Source organism: Streptomyces gottesmaniae, assembly GCF_031845845.1.
Classification (GTDB): Bacteria; Actinomycetota; Actinomycetes; order Streptomycetales; family Streptomycetaceae; genus Streptomyces; species Streptomyces akebiae.
The window spans coordinates 44,195-61,753 of record NZ_JAVRFJ010000023.1; the positions used below are offsets into that span (position 1 = coordinate 44,195).

The 17,559-nt window shown below is 69.5% G+C and carries 25 protein-coding genes; 4 read left to right on the top strand and 21 right to left on the bottom strand.

The window, feature by feature from the left end:
• Position 1: 1 nt before the first annotated feature.
• From rplF to RM704_RS25080, 18 genes are all read right to left on the bottom strand, one after another.
• On the bottom strand, positions 2 to 541 hold the full coding sequence (rplF, locus tag RM704_RS24995; RefSeq protein ID WP_033528347.1) for a 50S ribosomal protein L6: 540 nt from the start codon (positions 539 to 541) through the stop codon (positions 2 to 4).
• 24 nt (positions 542 to 565) lie between these two features.
• A complete protein-coding gene (gene rpsH, locus RM704_RS25000; RefSeq protein WP_007384075.1) occupies positions 566 to 964 on the bottom strand; it encodes a 30S ribosomal protein S8 in 399 nt (132 codons plus the stop codon).
• Positions 965 to 1,178: 214 nt separating this feature from the next.
• Entirely contained in the window at positions 1,179 to 1,364 is a 186-nt protein-coding gene (locus tag RM704_RS25005; protein WP_003948630.1) for a type Z 30S ribosomal protein S14, read from the bottom strand.
• A 5-nt stretch (positions 1,365 to 1,369) separates the two neighbouring features.
• The gene (gene rplE / locus RM704_RS25010) at positions 1,370 to 1,927 is read right to left on the bottom strand and encodes a 50S ribosomal protein L5 (protein ID WP_020135807.1); all 558 of its coding nucleotides are present in this window, start codon (positions 1,925 to 1,927) and stop codon (positions 1,370 to 1,372) included.
• Entirely contained in the window at positions 1,927 to 2,250 is a 324-nt protein-coding gene (gene rplX / locus RM704_RS25015; RefSeq protein ID WP_033528346.1) for a 50S ribosomal protein L24, read from the bottom strand. Before rplX ends, rplE begins: the two co-directional genes overlap by 1 nt.
• Before the next feature lie 2 nt (positions 2,251 to 2,252).
• Positions 2,253 to 2,621 carry a 50S ribosomal protein L14 gene (gene rplN / locus RM704_RS25020; protein WP_003998823.1) on the bottom strand — a complete coding sequence of 123 codons (369 nt, stop codon included), beginning with the start codon at positions 2,619 to 2,621 and terminating at the stop codon, positions 2,253 to 2,255.
• A 95-nt stretch (positions 2,622 to 2,716) separates the two neighbouring features.
• A complete protein-coding gene (rpsQ, locus tag RM704_RS25025; RefSeq protein ID WP_006130775.1) occupies positions 2,717 to 3,004 on the bottom strand; it encodes a 30S ribosomal protein S17 in 288 nt (95 codons plus the stop codon).
• A complete protein-coding gene (gene rpmC / locus RM704_RS25030) occupies positions 3,004 to 3,228 on the bottom strand; it encodes a 50S ribosomal protein L29 (protein ID WP_030671810.1) in 225 nt (74 codons plus the stop codon). Before rpmC ends, rpsQ begins: the two co-directional genes overlap by 1 nt.
• Entirely contained in the window at positions 3,228 to 3,647 is a 420-nt protein-coding gene (rplP, locus tag RM704_RS25035) for a 50S ribosomal protein L16 (protein ID WP_004927269.1), read from the bottom strand. The genes rpmC and rplP overlap by 1 nt, the downstream gene beginning before the upstream one ends.
• Before the next feature lie 5 nt (positions 3,648 to 3,652).
• On the bottom strand, positions 3,653 to 4,477 hold the full coding sequence (rpsC, locus tag RM704_RS25040) for a 30S ribosomal protein S3 (protein ID WP_010036723.1): 825 nt from the start codon (positions 4,475 to 4,477) through the stop codon (positions 3,653 to 3,655).
• Positions 4,477 to 4,824: a 50S ribosomal protein L22 gene (gene rplV, locus RM704_RS25045; protein WP_004571827.1), complete on the bottom strand. Its 348-nt coding sequence runs from the start codon at positions 4,822 to 4,824 to the stop codon at positions 4,477 to 4,479. The genes rpsC and rplV overlap by 1 nt, the downstream gene beginning before the upstream one ends.
• Before the next feature lie 41 nt (positions 4,825 to 4,865).
• Positions 4,866 to 5,147 carry a 30S ribosomal protein S19 gene (rpsS, locus tag RM704_RS25050; protein ID WP_033528345.1) on the bottom strand — a complete coding sequence of 94 codons (282 nt, stop codon included), beginning with the start codon at positions 5,145 to 5,147 and terminating at the stop codon, positions 4,866 to 4,868.
• 12 nt (positions 5,148 to 5,159) lie between these two features.
• Positions 5,160 to 5,996: a 50S ribosomal protein L2 gene (gene rplB / locus RM704_RS25055; protein ID WP_033528344.1), complete on the bottom strand. Its 837-nt coding sequence runs from the start codon at positions 5,994 to 5,996 to the stop codon at positions 5,160 to 5,162.
• Positions 5,997 to 6,034: 38 nt separating this feature from the next.
• Complete coding sequence (rplW, locus tag RM704_RS25060) at positions 6,035 to 6,454, bottom strand: 50S ribosomal protein L23 (protein WP_033528343.1); 420 nt, start codon at positions 6,452 to 6,454, stop codon at positions 6,035 to 6,037.
• On the bottom strand, positions 6,454 to 7,110 hold the full coding sequence (gene rplD / locus RM704_RS25065; protein WP_033528342.1) for a 50S ribosomal protein L4: 657 nt from the start codon (positions 7,108 to 7,110) through the stop codon (positions 6,454 to 6,456). Before rplD ends, rplW begins: the two co-directional genes overlap by 1 nt.
• Before the next feature lie 7 nt (positions 7,111 to 7,117).
• Positions 7,118 to 7,762, bottom strand: coding sequence for a 50S ribosomal protein L3 (rplC, locus tag RM704_RS25070; RefSeq protein ID WP_005481233.1), 645 nt, complete (start codon positions 7,760 to 7,762; stop codon positions 7,118 to 7,120).
• 17 nt (positions 7,763 to 7,779) lie between these two features.
• On the bottom strand, positions 7,780 to 8,088 hold the full coding sequence (gene rpsJ, locus RM704_RS25075) for a 30S ribosomal protein S10 (protein ID WP_003948644.1): 309 nt from the start codon (positions 8,086 to 8,088) through the stop codon (positions 7,780 to 7,782).
• Positions 8,089 to 8,497: 409 nt separating this feature from the next.
• Complete coding sequence (locus tag RM704_RS25080; protein WP_033528341.1) at positions 8,498 to 8,785, bottom strand: hypothetical protein; 288 nt, start codon at positions 8,783 to 8,785, stop codon at positions 8,498 to 8,500.
• A gap of 376 nt (positions 8,786 to 9,161) precedes the next feature.
• Between RM704_RS25080 and RM704_RS25085 the strand changes: the two genes are divergently transcribed.
• Entirely contained in the window at positions 9,162 to 10,880 is a 1,719-nt protein-coding gene (locus tag RM704_RS25085; RefSeq protein ID WP_033528340.1) for an RNA ligase family protein, read from the top strand.
• 19 nt (positions 10,881 to 10,899) lie between these two features.
• Positions 10,900 to 13,725 (top strand): RNA repair domain-containing protein, encoded by a 2,826-nt coding sequence (locus RM704_RS25090; RefSeq protein WP_033528339.1) that lies wholly within the window; start codon positions 10,900 to 10,902, stop codon positions 13,723 to 13,725.
• Between the two features lie 14 nt (positions 13,726 to 13,739).
• Here the strand turns inward: RM704_RS25090 and RM704_RS25095 are convergent, their stop codons facing one another.
• From RM704_RS25095 to RM704_RS25105, 3 genes are all read right to left on the bottom strand, one after another.
• Entirely contained in the window at positions 13,740 to 14,567 is an 828-nt protein-coding gene (locus RM704_RS25095; protein ID WP_052146124.1) for a hypothetical protein, read from the bottom strand.
• Between the two features lie 124 nt (positions 14,568 to 14,691).
• The gene (locus RM704_RS25100; RefSeq protein WP_033528337.1) at positions 14,692 to 14,901 is read right to left on the bottom strand and encodes a DUF397 domain-containing protein; all 210 of its coding nucleotides are present in this window, start codon (positions 14,899 to 14,901) and stop codon (positions 14,692 to 14,694) included.
• The gene (locus RM704_RS25105; protein WP_033528336.1) at positions 14,898 to 15,773 is read right to left on the bottom strand and encodes a helix-turn-helix domain-containing protein; all 876 of its coding nucleotides are present in this window, start codon (positions 15,771 to 15,773) and stop codon (positions 14,898 to 14,900) included. The genes RM704_RS25100 and RM704_RS25105 overlap by 4 nt, the downstream gene beginning before the upstream one ends.
• A gap of 156 nt (positions 15,774 to 15,929) precedes the next feature.
• Here RM704_RS25105 and RM704_RS25110 point away from each other — a divergent pair, with 156 nt between their 5' ends.
• Complete coding sequence (locus tag RM704_RS25110) at positions 15,930 to 16,421, top strand: ATP-binding protein (protein ID WP_033528335.1); 492 nt, start codon at positions 15,930 to 15,932, stop codon at positions 16,419 to 16,421.
• Positions 16,422 to 16,632: 211 nt separating this feature from the next.
• Positions 16,633 to 17,532 carry a DNA-binding protein gene (locus RM704_RS25115; RefSeq protein WP_033528334.1) on the top strand — a complete coding sequence of 300 codons (900 nt, stop codon included), beginning with the start codon at positions 16,633 to 16,635 and terminating at the stop codon, positions 17,530 to 17,532.
• The last annotated feature ends 27 nt before the right edge of the window (positions 17,533 to 17,559 follow it).

The window sequence follows — 17,559 nt, forward strand, 5'->3', positions numbered from 1 at the left end:
CTTACTTACCCGCCTTTCCGACCTTGCGGCGGATGACTTCGCCCTCGTACTTGACGCCCTTGGCCTTGTACGGGTCGGGCTTGCGCAGCTTGCGGATGTTGGCCGCAACCTCGCCGACCTTCTGCTTGTCGATGCCCTCGACCGAGAACCGGGTGGGGTTCTCCACCTTGAAGGTGATGCCCTCGGGCGCCTCGACGGTGATCGGGTGGCTGTAGCCGAGCGCGAACTCGAGGTTCGAACCCTTGGCCTGCACGCGGTAACCGACACCGCTGATCTCGAGCTTCTTCACGTAACCCTGGGTCACGCCGGTGATCATGTTCGCCACCAGCGTGCGGGACAGGCCGTGCAGGGCCTTGCTCTGACGCTCGTCGTTGGGGCGGGTGACGTTCAGGACGCCGTCCTCACCCTTGGCGATCTCGATCGGCGCGACGACGGTGTGGGTCAGCGTGCCCTTGGGGCCCTTGACCGAGACCGTCTGGCCGTCGATGGTGACGTCCACGCCGGCGGGAACCGTGATGGGGAGCTTGCCAATGCGCGACATAGCTGTTTCCTCCGTTCCCTTCCGCTACCAGACGTAGGCGAGGACTTCTCCGCCTACGCCCTTCTTGCCGGCCTGCTTGTCGGTGAGGAGCCCGTGCGACGTGGAGATGATCGCCACGCCGAGGCCGCCGAGCACCTTCGGCAGGTTGGTGGACTTCGCGTAAACCCGGAGACCGGGCTTGGAGATCCGCTTGATGCCCGCGATGGAGCGCTCACGGTTGGGGCCGAACTTCAGCTCCAGGACGAGGTTCTTGCCGACCTCGGCGTCCTCGACCTTCCAGCCCGTGATGAAGCCCTCCTGCTGGAGGATCTCCGCGATGTGAGACTTGATCTTCGATGCCGGCATCGTCACGGAGTCGTGGTATGCCGAGTTCGCGTTCCGCAGACGCGTAAGCATGTCTGCGATCGGATCAGTCATGGTCATGAATTGGCCTTCGGCCTCTCTCGCCGGGGTTTCCTGTATGCGCCATCCCTCTCCCCACTCGATGGCGGGACGGGTGCGGTGCGGGGACCTACGGCGTAGTAAGTCGTACGGGCGACCATCAGGCGCCCAACCCTCCAAGCCTAAGCCATGGAAGGGCGGGCGCCTGACACGCCCAGTGCTTACCGAGAGCTTCGGGAATCCCTAAAAGGCGGGATTACCAGGAGCTCTTGGTCACGCCCGGCAGCTCGCCACGGTGAGCCATCTCACGGAGGCACACGCGGCACAGGCCGAACTTGCGGTACACGGAGTGGGGACGGCCGCAGCGCTGGCAGCGCGTGTAACCACGCACACCGAACTTGGGCTTGCGAGCAGCCTTCGCGATCAGAGCCTTCTTCGCCATCTCGCTCACGCCTCCTTGAAGGGGAAGCCGAGGTGACGGAGGAGCGCACGGCCCTCAGCGTCGTTGGTCGCCGTGGTCACCACGGTGATGTCCATACCCCGGGTGCGGTCGATCTTGTCCTGGTCGATCTCGTGGAACATGACCTGCTCGGTGAGACCGAAGGTGTAGTTGCCACGGCCGTCGAACTGCTTGGGGGACAGACCACGGAAGTCGCGGATGCGCGGGAGCGCGAGCGACAGGGTGCGGTCCAGGAACTCCCACATGCGGTCGCCACGGAGTGTGACGTGGGCACCGATCGGCTGGCCCTCACGCAGCTTGAACTGCGCGATGGACTTACGGGCCTTGGTGACGGCCGGCTTCTGACCGGTGATCGTGGTGAGGTCGCGGATGGCGCCCTCGATCAGCTTGGAATCGCGGGCGGCGTCGCCCACACCCATGTTGACCACGATCTTGACGAGGCCGGGGATCTGCATGACGTTCTCGTACTTGAACTCGTCACGCAGCTTGCCCGCGATCTCCTCGCGGTACTTCGTCTTGAGACGCGGAGTCGTGGTGGTAGCCATCAGATGTCCTCACCCGTCCGCTTGGCAACGCGAACCTTGTTGCCCTCGTCGTCGAAGCGGTAACCGACACGCGTGACGACCTTCTTGCCGTCCTTCTCCACGACCAGCTGGACGTTGGAGACGTGGATCGGGGCCTCGGTCGTGACGATGCCACCGGCCTGCGAACCGCGAGCGGTCGGGCCGGCCTTGGTGTGCTTCTTGACCCGGTTGACACCCTCGACCAGGACGCGGTCCTCGCGGGGGAAGGCCGCGATGACCTTGCCCTGCTTGCCCTTGTCCTTACCGGTGATGACCTGGACCAGGTCGCCCTTCTTGATCTTCATGCTTACAGCACCTCCGGCGCGAGCGAGATGATCTTCATGAACTTCTTCTCGCGCAGCTCACGGCCGACGGGGCCGAAGATACGGGTGCCGCGAGGGTCGCCGTCGTTCTTCAGAATGACGGCGGCGTTCTCGTCGAAGCGGATGTACGAGCCGTCCGGACGGCGGCGCTCCTTGACGGTGCGAACGATGACCGCCTTGACGACGTCACCCTTCTTCACGTTGCCACCGGGGATCGCGTCCTTGACGGTGGCGACGATGACGTCACCGATGCCCGCGTAGCGGCGACCGGAGCCACCGAGCACACGGATGCAAAGGATCTCCTTCGCACCAGTGTTGTCGGCGACACGCAGTCGCGACTCCTGCTGGATCACGTCTATCTCCTGATTGTCTGCCGGTTCCCCGGGGGCCGTTCAGGAACGGCCCCCGGAGCCTGGCGGAACTGTCCTGCGGGTTTGCCCGCAGGAAATTACTTGGCCTTCTCGAGGATCTCGACGACGCGCCAGTGCTTCGTGGCGGACAGCGGCCGGGTCTCCATGAGGAGGACACGGTCGCCGACGCCGGCGGCGTTCTGCTCGTCGTGCGCCTTGAGCTTGCTCGTGCTGCGGATGACCTTGCCGTACAGGGCGTGCTTCTTGCGGTCCTCGACGGCGACGACGACGGTCTTGTCCATCTTGTCGCTGACGACGATGCCCTCACGGGTCTTGCGGAATCCGCGCGCCTCGGTGTTCGTCTCAGTCACGTTGTTCTCGCTCATCAGGCGTTCTCCACCGTTTCGATGCCCAGCTCACGCTCGCGCATCAGGGTGTAGATCCGCGCGATGTCCTTGCGGACCGCCTTCAGACGGCCATGGTTCTCGAGCTGTCCGGTCGCCGCCTGGAAGCGGAGGTTGAACAGTTCTTCCTTGGCTTCGCGGAGCTTGTTCAGCAGCTCCTCGTCACCCAGCTCGCGCAGCTCGGACGCCTTGGTACCGGCCGACATCACGCTTCACCTGCCTCGCGCTTGACGATCCGGCACTTCATCGGCAGCTTGTGAGCGGCGCGAGTCAGGGCCTCACGGGCGATCTTCTCGTTGGGGTAGGACAGCTCGAACATGACCCGGCCCGGGTGCACGTTCGCGATCCACCACTCCGGCGAACCCTTACCGGAACCCATGCGGGTCTCGGCGGGCTTCTTCGTGAGCGGGCGGTCCGGGTAGATGTTGATCCAGACCTTGCCACCACGCTTGATGTGGCGGGTCATCGCGATACGGGCCGCCTCGATCTGGCGGTTGGTCACGTACGCCGGCGTGAGGGCCTGAATGCCGTACTCGCCGAACGCGACCGTCGTACCGCCCTTGGCCTGACCACGGCGCTTCGGGTGGTGCTGCTTGCGGTGCTTGACCCTACGGGGGATCAGCATGTCGGTCAGGCCTCCGTTCCGGTGCTCTCAGCCGGAGCGGCGGCAGCGGGAGCCTCGGCCTTGGGGGCCTCGGCGCCGGCAGCCTGCTGCGGCTTGCGACCGCGCCGCTCGCCACCGCGGCCACCACGGGCCGGGCGGTCGGCACCGCCGCGCGCCGGGCGGTTACCCGCACGGGCAGCGGCGTTCTCGGCGCGGACCTCGGCGATGTTCTTGACATCGCCCTTGTAGATCCAGACCTTCACACCGATGCGGCCGAAGGTCGTCTTGGCCTCGAAGAAGCCGTAGTCCACGTTCGCGCGGAGCGTGTGCAGGGGCACACGGCCCTCGCGGTAGAACTCCGAGCGGGACATCTCGGCGCCACCGAGGCGGCCACCGCACTGGATCTTGATGCCCTTGGCGCCGGCCTTCATGGCGGACTGCATGCTCTTACGCATGGCCCGACGGAAGGAGACGCGGGAGGAGAGCTGCTCGGCGACGGCCTGAGCAACCAGCTGAGCGTCCGTCTCGGGGTTCTTGACCTCGAGGATGTTCAGCTGGACCTGCTTGCCCGTCAGCTTCTCGAGGTCACCGCGGATGCGGTCGGCCTCGGCGCCACGGCGGCCGATGACGATGCCCGGACGCGCGGTGTGGATGTCCACACGGACGCGGTCACGGGTGCGCTCGATCTCGACCTTGGAGATGCCGGCGCGCTCCATGCCGGACGTCATCATCCGACGGATGGCGACGTCTTCCTTGACGTAGTCCTTGTACAGCTTGTCGGCGTACCAACGCGACTTGAAGTCGGTCGTGACACCGAGCCGGAACCCATGCGGGTTTACCTTCTGGCCCATTACCGGGTTCCTTCCTTGCTGCTGACGACCACGGTGATGTGGCTGGTCCGCTTGCGGATCCGGTAGGCACGGCCCTGGGCACGCGGACGGAACCGCTTCAGGGTCGGACCCTCGTCCACGTACGCCTCGCTGATGACCAGCGAAGAGGCGTCCGTGTGGTCGTAGTTGTGCGCGGCGTTGGCAATGGCGCTGTCCAGCACCTTGCCGACCGGCACGCTCGCGGCCTGCGGGGCGAAACGCAGGACCGCCTGAGCCTCCGTGGCATCCATGCCACGGATGAGGTCCACCACGCGGCGGGCCTTCATGGGCGTAACGCGGATGTACCGCGCCTGGGCCCTGGCTTCCATGGTTGTCCTTCCAGTGTCTGTCATGGTCATTCCACCCCGCGTTAGCGGCGCTTCGACTTCCGGTCGTCCTTGACGTGACCCCGGAAGGTGCGCGTCGGCGAGAACTCGCCGAGCTTGTGGCCGACCATCGACTCGGTGACGAACACCGGAATGTGGGTCTTGCCGTTGTGCACCGCGATCGTGTGGCCGAGCATGGCCGGGATGATCATCGAGCGACGGGACCAGGTCTTGATGACGTTCTTGGTGCCTGCTTCGTTCTGGGCGTCCACCTTCTTGATCAGGTGGTCGTCGACGAAGGGCCCCTTCTTGAGACTGCGCGGCATCTAAACCCGCTCCTAGCGCTTCTTGTTCGTCTTGCGGCGGCGGACGATGTACTTGCTCGAAGCCTTCTTCGGCGAGCGAGTACGACCCTCCTTCTGACCCCAGGGGCTGACCGGGTGGCGACCACCGGAGGTCTTGCCCTCACCACCACCGTGGGGGTGGTCAACCGGGTTCATCGCCACACCGCGAACGGTCGGGCGGACGCCCAGCCAGCGCTTGCGGCCGGCCTTGCCCCAGTTGATGTTGCTCTGCTCGGCGTTGCCGACCTCGCCGACGGTGGCGCGGCAGCGCACGTCGACCAGGCGGATCTCACCGGACGGCATGCGGAGGTGGGCGTAGGCGCCCTCCTTCGCGAGCAGCTGCACGGAGGCACCGGCGGAGCGGGCGAACTTGGCGCCGCCACCGGGGCGGAGCTCGATCGCGTGGATCGTGGTACCGACCGGGATGTTGCGGAGCGCCAGGTTGTTGCCCGGCTTGATGTCGGCCCCGGGACCGTTCTCCACACGGTCGCCCTGCTGCAGGTTGCGCGGGGCGAGGATGTAGCGCTTCTCGCCGTCGGCGTAGTGCAGCAGCGCGATGCGCGCGGTGCGGTTGGGGTCGTACTCGATGTGCGCGACCTTCGCCGGCACGCCGTCCTTGTCGTGACGACGGAAGTCGATGACACGGTAGGCGCGCTTGTGTCCGCCACCCTGGTGGCGAACGGTCACACGACCGGCGTTGTTACGGCCGCCCTTGCTGTGCAGGGGGCGGACCAGCGACTTCTCCGGCGTGGACCGCGTGATCTCGACGAAGTCGGCGACGCTGGAACCACGACGGCCCGGCGTAGTCGGCTTGTACTTGCGGATTCCCATTTCTCAGTCCTCGTCCGATATCGGACGATCCGACCCGCTTACGCGGTCGGACCGCCGAAGATGTCGATACGGTCGCCCTCGGCAAGGGTCACGATCGCGCGCTTGCTGTCGGCACGCTTGCCGAAGCCCGTGCGGGTCCGCTTGCGCTTGCCCTGGCGGTTGATCGTGTTGACCCCGGTGACCTTGACCGAGAAGACCGCCTGGACGGCCTGCTTGATCTGGGTCTTGTTGGCGCCGGGAGCCACGATGAACGTGTACTTGCCCTCGTCGAGAAGCGCGTAGCTCTTCTCCGACACGACCGGCTTCAGCAGTACGTCACGGGGGTCCGTGAACGCCTTGCTGGGCGCGGTGACGACGGTGTTCTTGCCCTCGGCCTCGTGGCGACGCGCCTTGGCGACGCGCGCGGCCTTGGCGGCCTTGGCAGCCTTGGAGGCAATGCTCGGGTGACGCGTAGCCATCAGGCCTCGCTCCCTTCGGTGTCGTTGGCCTGCGGGCCGGCGACGAAGGACTCGAGAGCGGCCTGGGTGAAGACCACGTCGTCCGAGACGATCACGTCGTACGTGTTCAGCTGGCCCGGCTCCAGGATGTGGACCTGGGGCAGGTTGCGGGCGGAGAGCCACGCGGCCTCGTCGGCGCGCTCGACGACCAGGAGCAGGTTCTTGCGCTCCGAGATCTTGCCGAACAGCGACTTGGCGGCCTTCGTGGAGGGGTTCTCGCCCTCGATCACGCCGGAGACGACGTGGATGCGGTTGTGGCGGGCCCGGTCGGTGAGGGCGTGGCGCAGGGCCGCGGCCTTCATCTTCTTCGGGGTCCGCTGCGAGTAGTCACGCGGCACGGGACCGTGCACGACGCCACCACCGGCGAACTGCGGCGCGCGGGTCGAGCCCTGACGGGCGCGGCCGGTGCCCTTCTGCCGGTAAGGCTTCTTACCGCCACCACGGACTTCGCCGCGGGTCTTGGTCTTGTGCGTGCCCTGGCGGGCAGCCGCGTTCTGCGCGACGACGACCTGGTGGATCAGCGGGATGCTGACCTTCTCCACGCCGAAGATCTCCGCGGGGAGTTCGACGCTTCCGGTCTTCTCGCCGGCAGGCGAAAGGATGTCAACAGTGCTCATCGGTACCTCAGGCCCCCTTGGCCGCGGTGCGGACCAGGACGAGGCCGCCGTTCGGACCGGGAACCGCGCCCTTGATGAGCAGCAGACCCTTCTCCGCGTCAACGGCGTGGACGGTCAGGTTCTGGGTGGTGACCCGCTCGTTGCCCATGCGACCCGCCATGCGGAGGCCCTTGAACACACGGCCCGGGGTGGCGCAGCCACCGATGGAGCCGGGAGAGCGGTGCTTGCGCTGGGTGCCGTGTCCGGCGCCGAGGCCCTTGAAGTTGTGACGCTTCATGACACCGGCGAAGCCCTTGCCCTTGCTCTTGCCGGTCACGTCCACCTTGACGCCGGCCTCGAAGACCTCGGCGGAGATCTCCTGGCCCAGCGTGTACTCGGAGGCGTCCGCGGTGCGGATCTCGACGAGGTGGCGGCGGGGGGTGACGTCGGCCTTGGCGAAGTGGCCCTTGAGGGGCTTGTTCACCTTGCGCGGGTCGATCTCGCCGAAGGCGATCTGGACCGACTCGTAGCCGTCGACATCGTTCGTACGGACCTGGGTCACGACGTTGGGGCCGGCCTTGACGACGGTGACCGGAACAACACGGTTGTTCTCGTCCCACACCTGCGTCATGCCGAGCTTCTCGCCCAGGATGCCCTTGATCTGCTTAGCCATTCTCAGATCACCGACCCTCAGAGCTTGATCTCGATGTCGACACCGGCCGGGAGGTCGAGTCGCATCAGAGAGTCAACGGTCTTGGGCGTCGGGTCGAGGATGTCGATCAGGCGCTTGTGCGTGCGCATCTCGAAGTGCTCGCGCGAGTCCTTGTACTTGTGCGGCGACTTGATGACGCAGTACACGTTCTTCTCAGTGGGCAGCGGCACCGGGCCCGCGACCGACGCACCAGTGCGCGTCACCGTCTCGACGATCTTCTTCGCCGAGGAGTCGATGACCTCGTGGTCGTAGGCCTTGAGCCGGATGCGGATCTTCTGTCCCGCCATGGCTACTCAGTAGTCCTTTGTCTCGTTTAACGCTCTGGAACCCGGTGTTCCTTCACCCGCCCCTCCGACCCACGCGGTCGGGTGTGTCGCGCTCTCACTGACACAGATGTCCCTTGTTCGAACATCCCCTGTCCGGGAAAACGCGGCCCTTCCGGAACCGCGGGCCGGGGGCAGAAGCCCACCGAGTGCCTGGTCGGCGCCGCACTGACACTTCCCGAAAGATTCCCGTACGTCCGCCTCAGCGCTGCCTTACGGCAGTTGGGGCGACGAGTACTGTGGGACTCGCTTCCGGTCCTCCCGGCGGGAGGCGCGCAGCATCAACACTCGACCGAGCAACCCCGCTAGTCTGCCATACGGCGCAGCGCCTCCGCCAATCGAGCCGGAGAGATTACCCCGAGAGTGACACAGGTCAAACCCGGGTGCCGCGGGCGCCGCCCGGGGTGTCGGCCGGGACGTCGTCCGAGGTGTCGTGCGGGGCGCCGCTCGGGCCTTCGTCCGGAGACCCCTCCGACGTGTCGGGAAACACGAAGCGGACTCCGAGGCTGATCGCGCCGAAGGTCGCCAGCGCCAGCACGGTGCGCAACCACCTCATCCCTCCGGTCCAGCCCTGGGGCACGCCGAGGGCAAGCCAGAGAGCGACGGCGATTCCGGCGAGCATGAGGGCCACACCGGCGAAGCGGCTCGCTGAGAGTCTCATGCGTCCATGATCCCCAGCAGTTTCGCGGCGGGGTTTCGATTCAGCCGTGCTCCGACATGCCGGTCGCGGCATCGCCCGGACCACCGGGCCCAGGATCGGGAGCAACCCGACGGGCAGCGGCAGGACCGCCGTCCGGGGGGCACCGTCTCGTGCGGAAGCTGGACGCCCGGCCGGCCGCCGGCGAAGATCGCGGCGACCGGGGCGAGGCGGCGGCCCCGGTCGCGGGTCCCGCGCCGAGGCGGGCGTCCGGGTGCGGGGACGGACCGCTGGCCCGGCCCATGAACGGACCCTGGGCCGCCGGTAATCCGCTCGCCCGCCCACGAACCCCGCTCCTAGGCTGATCAGGTACGTCGGCTGTCACGGGGGAACGTCCATCATGCGCACGCACTATCCGCGGACCAGGCATCTGCCCTGGTCCCCCGGCGCGACCGCCGACGATCTGCGGGTCACCGACCTGTCGGGGCTGCGCGGCCGCGAGGTCGTCGTGACCGAGAAGCTCGACGGCGAGAACACCACGCTGTACGCGGACGGCGTGCACGCCCGCTCACTCGACTCCGCTCACCACCCCTCCCGTACCTGGGTGAAGGCGCTCCAGGCCCGCATCGGCCACGCGATACCCGAGGGTTGGCGGGTGTGCGGCGAGAACATGTTCGCCCGGCATTCGATCGCGTACGACGACCTGGACAGCTGGTTCTACGGCTTCTCGGTGTGGGACGGGGACGGGCGCTGCCTGGACTGGGAGCGGACCGTGGCCTTCCTGCGCGGGCTCGGGGTTCCCGTGCCGTGCGTGCTGTGGCGGGGCGTGTTCGACGAGAAGGCGCTGCGCGCCCTGCGGCTGGACCTCGGGCGGCAGGAGGGATATGTCGTCCGGGTCGTGGACGGTTTCGCCGCGGACGAGTTCGGCGCGTGCGTCGCCAAGTGGGTGCGGGCCGGCCACGTGCGGACGAACACCCACTGGATGCACGCGGCCGTCGTGGAGAACGGGTTGGGGGCGCGGGCGCCGCTGTGGGCGGTGCGCTCCGGCGCGCCCGCGGACGCCGACGCGCTGGCGGAGGCTGCCGGACTGCCCGGCGAGGGGGACCGGGAGGCCGTGGCCCGCTTCGCCCCGGAGGGGCGGACCGGGGACGAGCGGCTCGCCGGCGTCCTGGCCGCGCTGCTGCACGAGCACGCCCCGGGCGGGCGGCGGGCCCGGGTCGCCGGCCGACTGGCCGGGGCGGTGGGGATGCCGCTCGCGCGGCGGGTGGCCGACCTCGTGGGGCTGCACTCCGCGCTGCACCGGCCGTATCCGGACGAGGACCGCCGGACCGGTCTGGCCCGGCTGTCCCTGGCCGCCGATCTCGGCCTGCTGCACGCGGTCGCCCGCGCCACGGCGGCGACGAACGAGGCGCGCGAACAGGTGGAGTGGTCGGCGCTGCACGCGGAGGAGGTGTGGGGCCTCGACGAGGGGGCCCTGACGGAGGCGTTCGCCGAGCTGCCGGCCGACGCGGCGGTCCGGTGCCGGGCCGAGGCGCGGCAGGCGTACGCCCGGGGGCGCATTGGTGCGAACGGTGGCGCTGGGGACGGTATCGCCGCGGGTGGTTCCGCCGGGGCCGGGGAGGCCGTCGCGGCGACGTGGCGGTGGCGGTCGGGGGACTTTCCGAAGCTGGTCCAACTGGTCGGTCCGGCGGGCAGCGGCAAGAGCACCTTCGCGCGAGGGCTCGCCGGCGTGGACGCGTACGTCTCGCTGGACGATCTGCGCGAGGCGCGAGGCGCGCGCGCCGACCAGCGGGCCAACGCGGACGTCCTGCGCGAGGGGCTCGACCGGCTGGACGGGGCGCTGGCCGCCGGCGGGACGACGGTGTGGGACGCCACCTCCCTCACCCACCAGCAGCGCTCGCTGGTGCACGCGGTCGCCCACCGCCGCGACGCCCTGCTCACCCACGCCGTGGTCCTGGTCGACGAGGACGAGCTGGCACGGCGCAACACCCGGCGCGAGCATCCGGTGCCGCACGAGGTACTCACCGGCCAGCTGCGCCGCTTCGCCCCGCCGTATCCGGGCGACGCGCACCGCACCTGGTACGTCGGGGCGAGCGGGACCATAGAGGACGAGGTCTGAGGAAGAGGGCTGAGCGACCGTGCGGACGAGCGAGGAGATCTACCACCGGGTGCGCTGGGACGCGCGCTTCGACCCGGCGCGCTTCGTGCTCGGCGTCCTCCAGCGGGGCGCCGCGCCCAAGCGGGTGCCGCTGCCCGCGTTCGTGCCCGGCGGCGAGATCCCATGGCACCGGGTGCTGTTCTTCGAGGCGGACGGCGAGCTGGTCTGGGACCGGACGACGGGAGTGGACCGGATCGACGCGACGGAGGCCGGGCGCGTCCGCGAGGCCCGGCTGCTGCGTGCGCCGTTCTTCACGGCGCGCACGCCGTGCGTGTGGGACGGGGAGGGCTGGGCCCCCACGCGCTCGCCGCGAGGAGTCGCCTCAGAAACCGTACGGGTGCTGACCTGGAACACCCTCTGGGACCGCTACGACGCCGACCGCATCGACAGCGCCCGGCGCAGGCCGCTGCTGCTGCGGGCGTTGCGCGACGCCGAGGTGGACGTGATCGCGTTGCAGGAGGTCGAGCCGGAGCTGCTGGCCATGCTGTTGCGCGAACCCTGGGTGCGGGAGGACTGGACGCTGGGGTCGGACCCGCGCGGCCGGGACGTGGCGGAGTGCGGGCTGCTCCTGCTGAGCCGATTGCCGGTGCGCGAGGCCGCCTTCCACGCGCTGGGCCCGCACAAGGCGGTGACCGCCGTGGTCGTGGAGGCCGGCGCACGCCCCCTCGTCGTCGCGGTGACGCACCTGAGCAGTGACCACTCCACGGACGGCGCCGGCCGCCGCGCCGCCGAACTGGCCCGTGTCGCCGAGGGATTGGCGGGGCTGGACGCCGACCTGCTGTTGCTGGGCGACTTCAACGACGGCGGCGACACCCCGCAGACGAGCCTCGGCATGCGGGACGCCTGGAGCGAGACCCACGGCGCCGCCGACGCGACCCCGACCTTCGACCCGGGGGCGAACCCCCTGGCCGCGATCTCCTCCCTGTCGGGGCGGGCGTCCCGTCTGGACCGGGTCCTGCTGCGCGGGGAAGGGCTGCGGGTGGCACGGGCCGAGCTCTACGGGGACGCGCCCACGCCGGAGGGGCTGTACATCTCGGACCACTACGGGGTGCGGGCGGAGGTGGCCCCGGCCGGCCCGGACACGGACACCCCCGCGAGCCTCGACGTCCGTCCGACGGCGCGTACGGCACTGGCCTGGCTGCCTCCCGAGGAGCTGTGGCCGCCGTTGCAGGACATCCGCCGGGAGCACGACCCGCAGATCCACCGCTGGCCCCCGCATGTGAACGTCCTCTTCGGCTTCGTACCGGAACACGCTTTCGAGCAGGCGGCCTCGACGCTCGCGGGGGCCACGACCGCTCCGTTCGACATCCGGCTGGAGGGCGTGCACTGGTTCGGCCACCGGGACGACGCGACGGTGTGGCTCGACCCGGCGGCGGACGGGGAGGGACCCTGGGCCGAGCTGCACAGCACCCTCGTACGCCACTTCCCGCGCTGTCGGGGCCGGCACGAGGGCTTCACCCCGCACCTGAGCCTGGGCCGCACCACCGACCCGAACGCGCTGGCGGCCGCGTGCGCGGCCCGGCTCACGCCCCTGTCGGCCAGGGTCGGCGAGCTGGCGCTGCTGTCGAGGCGCGGGGACGAACCGATGCGGGTGCGGGGGACGGTGGCCCTGGGGACGGGCGAGGTGCGGTGGCGGGAGGAGTCGACGCCGTACGGGGCGGACGGGGGCGGCGAGCACACCGACGCCGACCTCGCCGTCGCGGACCGGGTCACGCGTCTCGTGGCGGACGCGTTCCCTGACGGTGTCGTGCACGTCGTCGGCTCCCGGCGGATGGGCTGTGCGCTGCCCGGCGCGGATCTGGACCTGGTGGCGGCGCTGCCCGGTTCGGCCGAACTCCCCTCCATACAAGCGAAGTTGACCGCAGCCCTGCCCGAGACGGCCGGCCTGCGCGAAGTGGTCGGCGCCCGTGTACCCGGGCTCCGGCTGCGGCTGTACGGGCTGGACGTGGACCTGGTCGTCGTGGCGACCGGCGCGATGGATCCCGGCGAGGCGGTGGCCCGGCGGGCCGAGCTCGGCGAGGCGGCGGCGATCGCGCTCAGCGCGGTGAGCGACGCGGAGGCGGTGCTCGCCTCGGCGGGCGCCCAGGGCCCGGCGTTCGTCCGGCTGGCCCGACAGGTCAAGGCGTGGGCGAAGGCGCGGGGCCTGGACTCGGCGCCGTTCGGCGGTCTGCCGGGGCTGGCCTGGTCCGTGCTGGCGGCCCGCACGGCGAGGGAGATGGGCGACAGGCGGACGGGCGAGGCCGGTGACCTGTCACCGGCCGACCTTCTCCGGCACTTCTTCGCGACGTGGGCGGCGTGGGACTGGCGCGAGCCGGTGGGAGAATCCGGCGGGGTTTCCGCCGGTCCCCTCACCGTCGCGACCCCGTCCGCCCCGGTCCGTTCCTGCACGGAGCAGGTCACGGAGGGGATGCGCGACCTCGTGGCACAAGAGCTGTTCCGCGCCTGGGGGTTGCTGGAGGAAGGCGGCTCGTTCCCCGACCTCCTCGCCCCTCCCCCGCTCCACCGTCGCCACGCGGCCTGGGCCGTCGTGACCGTGGGTTCGGGCGGGAGCGGGGGCGAGGGCGCGGACGAGGGCCGCGTCCGGGGCAGGATGCGAGCCCTGATCACCGACCTCGCGGAGGCGGCACCCGAGTGCCACGCCTGGCCCCGCCCCTTCGCCACCGCTCCCGCCCGCTATGCCATCGGCCTGGGGCAGACCCCGCCGACCAGCGACCACCTGACCGCCGTGGCCGAACGCCGGCTACACGGTCTGGCGGGGGTCACGCTCACCCGGGCCGAGGGCGGCGAGGTGCCGACCCTGTACTGAGGGGGTCCGGGCCGTCAGAGCACGTCGACGTAGTCCGACGCGCTGGTGGCGACGCCGGTCGTGCTGTTGCCGTAGTAGACCCAGCGGTACGAGCCGTCGGCGGAGGCCGTGACCGTGGTCTTCAGCGCCCCCGTGCTGCTGGTGGTGGCCTTCTTGACCGTCGTGAAGGTGTCGGTGCCCTTGGCCTTGAACTGGAGGCTCACGGTACGACCTCCGTAGCCGTCATACTCCTTCGTGCTCCAGTTCGCCCGGGTCAGCCTGCCCGTGACGGTGATCGCCTTGCCCTTGGCGACGGGCTCCGGCGAGGCGTTGGTGGTGGCCCTGGCCGCACGCTTGAGCTGGGCGGTCTTGGACCGCGTCTCGTATTCCTCAGCCTTGAGACCGCCGTCCGCCTTCCACAGCCGCAGCGCGACGCCGACCTTCCACGTCGTGGCGTCGCTGTTGGAGTCGACGTGCTCCTGGCTCGGGTGCGGGTCGATGTAGAGGTTGCCCTCACAGCGGGCGTGCTTGGAGTCGATCTCGTAGCAGGTGTAGCTGCCCGGCCCGATGAAGTTCTCCCCGGTGTCGGTCGCCGTGCTCATGGTGCCGCGGTAGAGGAACGGATACGCCTCGTAGCGGGACGGGTCGGCGGTGCTGTACCCGGTGGGCAGGGTGATGCTGAAGGAGAGGGAGGGCTCCACCACATTCGACGTGCCGACCACGATCGGCTTGCCCTTGTTGATGACGATGTCCGACACGGTGATACCGGTGTCCGCCGCGTTGGCCGCCGGCGCGTTCAGCACCGAGAGAGCCAGCGCTCCCGCGAGCGTGGCCACCGCGACGGTTCGTCTGCCTGCGTTCATTCACACCTCTTCGAACGGATGCTCTACAGGAAGCGGCAGAGTACCAAGGGTGATTGCACGGCGATTCCACAGGTCAGACACCCTGGAAAGCCGACGGGACGATCCCGGCGTCCCGTCGGGACGGTCAGCTCCCGGACGCGTACGTCACGAACTCCGCCCACGCGTCCCGCGCGAGCGCGAGCCGAGGCCCGGCGAGGTCCTTGGAGTCGCGGACGTGGACGGTGCCGGGGGTGGTGGCGATCTCGACGCAGGACTCGCCGTCATTGCCGCTGCTGTAGCTGCTCTTGAACCAGGCCGGTTCGGAGGCGTCCCCGGCGGAGGCCTTACTGATCATGTCTCTCCCAGCAGTTGCTCGATGAGGGCCAGCGATTCCCAAGGAGGGAGAGCCTGCGCTCGGATGGTGCCATACCGCAGCTCAAGGATGCGGAGCTGCCTCGGGTCGGAGACGGGACGCCCGCTGAATGCTCCGTCGGAACGTCCGACCGCCGTGCCGTCCATGTACTTCAGCAACTCGATCCGGCCGTCCAAACCGGAGTGGACCTCAACGCGTGTCGGCATCACCTGGAGTGTGACGTGGCGCATCCGCCCGACCTCCAGCAGACGTTCGAGTTGCTGTCGCCACACCATTGTGCCTCCGAGCGGGCGTCGCAGCGGGGCCTCTTCCAGGACGAAGTGAATCGACGGGGCAGGGTCGCGCTCGAAGACCGCCTGCCGAGCGAGACGAGCGGCCACCATGCGCTCCACGTCATCCGGTGAGTACGGCGGCTGCGCTGCTTCGATCAAAACCCGCGCATGCTCCGGCGTCTGCAACAGCCCATGGACGCTGTTGCACTCGTACACCCCGATCTCGACCGCCTTCGCCTCCATCTCCCCCAGTGCCCGCACCTTCTTCGGGTACCGGACCTTCTTCACGTCCTCCCAGGTCGCCGCGATGAGCCCGCCCGCGTCCAGCGCCTCGTCGGCCTTGTCCAGATACTCCTGCCGGGGAATCCGTTTCCCGCCCTCGATCTTGTAGACCAGGTCCTCGCCGTACCCGACAGCCCGCCCGAAGTCGGCGGCGCTCATCCCCACCGCCTCCCGCCGCAGCTTCAACTGCCGCCCGACGGTGGCGATGACCGCGACTCCCCACTCGTCGTCCGGATCCACCACCCAGCCCGGCTCGTCGGCCTCCGTCTTGAGCCGCCCCGCGTCCCCGTCCACCAACATCGCGCACCTCTCCGCCGTACCGTCGCGCCTCAACGCCCCCTACCCGTACGGCCCTTCCGGACAGGCCCGACACGACCGGACAACGTCCAAGACAGTCACCGTACGTATCGGCGTAGTCACTGTTCACAGTAGGCATGCGCCACCACGCTGAGTGATGTGAATACGGAAACCGTCGGCCCTGGCTCCGAACACCACAGCCCCATCCGCAACTTCAGTCTGCGACTGTCCTCCACACCACGCGGAGCCCGCCTCGCCCGGCTGCTCGCGACCGAGCAACTGCGCACTTGGGGGCTGCCGTCCGACCCGGCGGAGCACATCGTCGCGGAGCTGGCGGCCAACGCGGCGACGCACGGACGGGTCCAGGGGCGCGATTTCGACCTGACGCTCTACGTCATCGGCCGCACCCTCCGTATCGAGGTGACGGACACGCACCATGAACGGCTGCCCCAAGCTCAACATCCCGCCCCCGACGCCGGGTCCGAGTCCGGCCGGGGTCTCCTCCTCGTCGAGGCGCTCGCCGACCGCTGGGGAACCACTCCCGGGCGCCCGCCACGCAAGACCGTCTGGGCCGAGATCACCTTCCCACCGGCACCCAGAAATCTGTGCTCCGGTGCCACGGGCTGTCACCACCAAAGAACTCAAGGCTGAAAGAACCCCACCAAACCCCACCCCTCCCCTCCCGCCCGTCAGTGCGGTCACCCACGTAGGTGAACATCGCCAACTCGGCTGGCTTCGGGAACGGTTGTTGCGCTTACGCTCAGCGCGACACAACCGCGGACAGCGGACATACGACGGCCCCCGCCGGGACGGCAATCCCAGTGCGAGGGCCTGACCACCGAGAAGGACGAGACCCTTCCCAATGGATACGCAGCACCCTAGCGCGCCCTCGCGCGCCCAAGGCCGGGTTACCGCCGACGAACACCCGAATCGGGGCCCTCATTCCGGGCACTCCGGCGGTCTGATCCACGACCACACCCGCCACACCACCCGCTTCACGGTGATCGGCAACCACCTCGCCCAGCACCCCGAGCTGTCCCTCGTCGCGATCGGGCTGGCCGCGCACATCCAGTCGCTCCCGAAGGGCGCCCGCGTCGATATCAAGACGCTCGCCGGTCGCTTCCAGGAGGGCACGACCCGTATCGCCGCCGCCCTGCGCGAACTCGAAGCCCACGGCTACCTGCGCCGCGAACGCGAACGCGTCCCCGGCGGCCGGATCATCACCCGCACGATCTCCTGCAACCAGCCCGGCCGCACCCGCGCGGAGGGCGAGCCCGTACGCCGGGACGACGTACGCCGTAACAGCGCACCCCGGCAGAAAAAGGCCCCCCGCAAGCCCCTCCCCGCCGTCCCCCAGCCCGCCTACCGCTCCCCCACCCTCCTCCAGACCGCCACCGATCTCCTCGCCGACCTGCGCCGCACGGACCCCCGCCTCCTCCTCTCGGCCTGCGACACCGCGCACCTCGCCCCGGGCGTGGCAGCCTGGCTGGAGCGCGACCTCACCCCCACCGCCGTACGCCACGCCCTGACCGGTGATCTCCCGGACGAGCCGCTGCACCGCCCGGCCGCCCTCCTGGCCCACCGGCTCACGGCTCAGCTGCCACCCCCGCCGCCGTTCCGGACCCCTGCGTCACCGCCGCCCGTCCACTACGGGATGACGAACTGCGACGGCTGCGACCGCGGCTTCCGGGGCCCGAGGGGGAGCCGCTGCCGCGACTGCGGGCCCGACCACGCCACGCCCGACCTCATGGGGGCCACCTAGCATGAACGTGACGATCCTTGCCTTCGG

Bases quoted from the DNA above. Each gene is read 5' to 3' on its own strand.
- rplF (WP_033528347.1), bottom strand. From the start codon at position 541: ATGTCGCGCATTGGCAAGCTCCCCATCACGGTTCCCGCCGGCGTGGAC.
- rpsH (WP_007384075.1), bottom strand. From the start codon at position 964: ATGACCATGACTGATCCGATCGCAGACATGCTTACGCGTCTGCGGAAC.
- RM704_RS25005 (WP_003948630.1), bottom strand. From the start codon at position 1,364: ATGGCGAAGAAGGCTCTGATCGCGAAGGCTGCTCGCAAGCCCAAGTTC.
- rplE (WP_020135807.1), bottom strand. From the start codon at position 1,927: ATGGCTACCACCACGACTCCGCGTCTCAAGACGAAGTACCGCGAGGAG.
- rplX (WP_033528346.1), bottom strand. From the start codon at position 2,250: ATGAAGATCAAGAAGGGCGACCTGGTCCAGGTCATCACCGGTAAGGAC.
- rpsQ (WP_006130775.1), bottom strand. From the start codon at position 3,004: ATGAGCGAGAACAACGTGACTGAGACGAACACCGAGGCGCGCGGATTC.
- rpmC (WP_030671810.1), bottom strand. From the start codon at position 3,228: ATGTCGGCCGGTACCAAGGCGTCCGAGCTGCGCGAGCTGGGTGACGAG.
- rplP (WP_004927269.1), bottom strand. From the start codon at position 3,647: ATGCTGATCCCCCGTAGGGTCAAGCACCGCAAGCAGCACCACCCGAAG.
- rpsC (WP_010036723.1), bottom strand. From the start codon at position 4,477: ATGGGCCAGAAGGTAAACCCGCATGGGTTCCGGCTCGGTGTCACGACC.
- rplV (WP_004571827.1), bottom strand. From the start codon at position 4,824: ATGGAAGCCAGGGCCCAGGCGCGGTACATCCGCGTTACGCCCATGAAG.
- rpsS (WP_033528345.1), bottom strand. From the start codon at position 5,147: ATGCCGCGCAGTCTCAAGAAGGGGCCCTTCGTCGACGACCACCTGATC.
- rplB (WP_033528344.1), bottom strand. From the start codon at position 5,996: ATGGGAATCCGCAAGTACAAGCCGACTACGCCGGGCCGTCGTGGTTCC.
- rplW (WP_033528343.1), bottom strand. From the start codon at position 6,454: ATGGCTACGCGTCACCCGAGCATTGCCTCCAAGGCTGCCAAGGCCGCC.
- rplD (WP_033528342.1), bottom strand. From the start codon at position 7,110: ATGAGCACTGTTGACATCCTTTCGCCTGCCGGCGAGAAGACCGGAAGC.
- rplC (WP_005481233.1), bottom strand. From the start codon at position 7,762: ATGGCTAAGCAGATCAAGGGCATCCTGGGCGAGAAGCTCGGCATGACG.
- rpsJ (WP_003948644.1), bottom strand. From the start codon at position 8,088: ATGGCGGGACAGAAGATCCGCATCCGGCTCAAGGCCTACGACCACGAG.
- RM704_RS25080 (WP_033528341.1), bottom strand. From the start codon at position 8,785: ATGAGACTCTCAGCGAGCCGCTTCGCCGGTGTGGCCCTCATGCTCGCC.
- RM704_RS25085 (WP_033528340.1), top strand. From the start codon at position 9,162: ATGCGCACGCACTATCCGCGGACCAGGCATCTGCCCTGGTCCCCCGGC.
- RM704_RS25095 (WP_052146124.1), bottom strand. From the start codon at position 14,567: ATGAACGCAGGCAGACGAACCGTCGCGGTGGCCACGCTCGCGGGAGCG.
- RM704_RS25100 (WP_033528337.1), bottom strand. From the start codon at position 14,901: ATGATCAGTAAGGCCTCCGCCGGGGACGCCTCCGAACCGGCCTGGTTC.
- RM704_RS25105 (WP_033528336.1), bottom strand. From the start codon at position 15,773: ATGTTGGTGGACGGGGACGCGGGGCGGCTCAAGACGGAGGCCGACGAG.
- RM704_RS25115 (WP_033528334.1), top strand. From the start codon at position 16,633: ATGGATACGCAGCACCCTAGCGCGCCCTCGCGCGCCCAAGGCCGGGTT.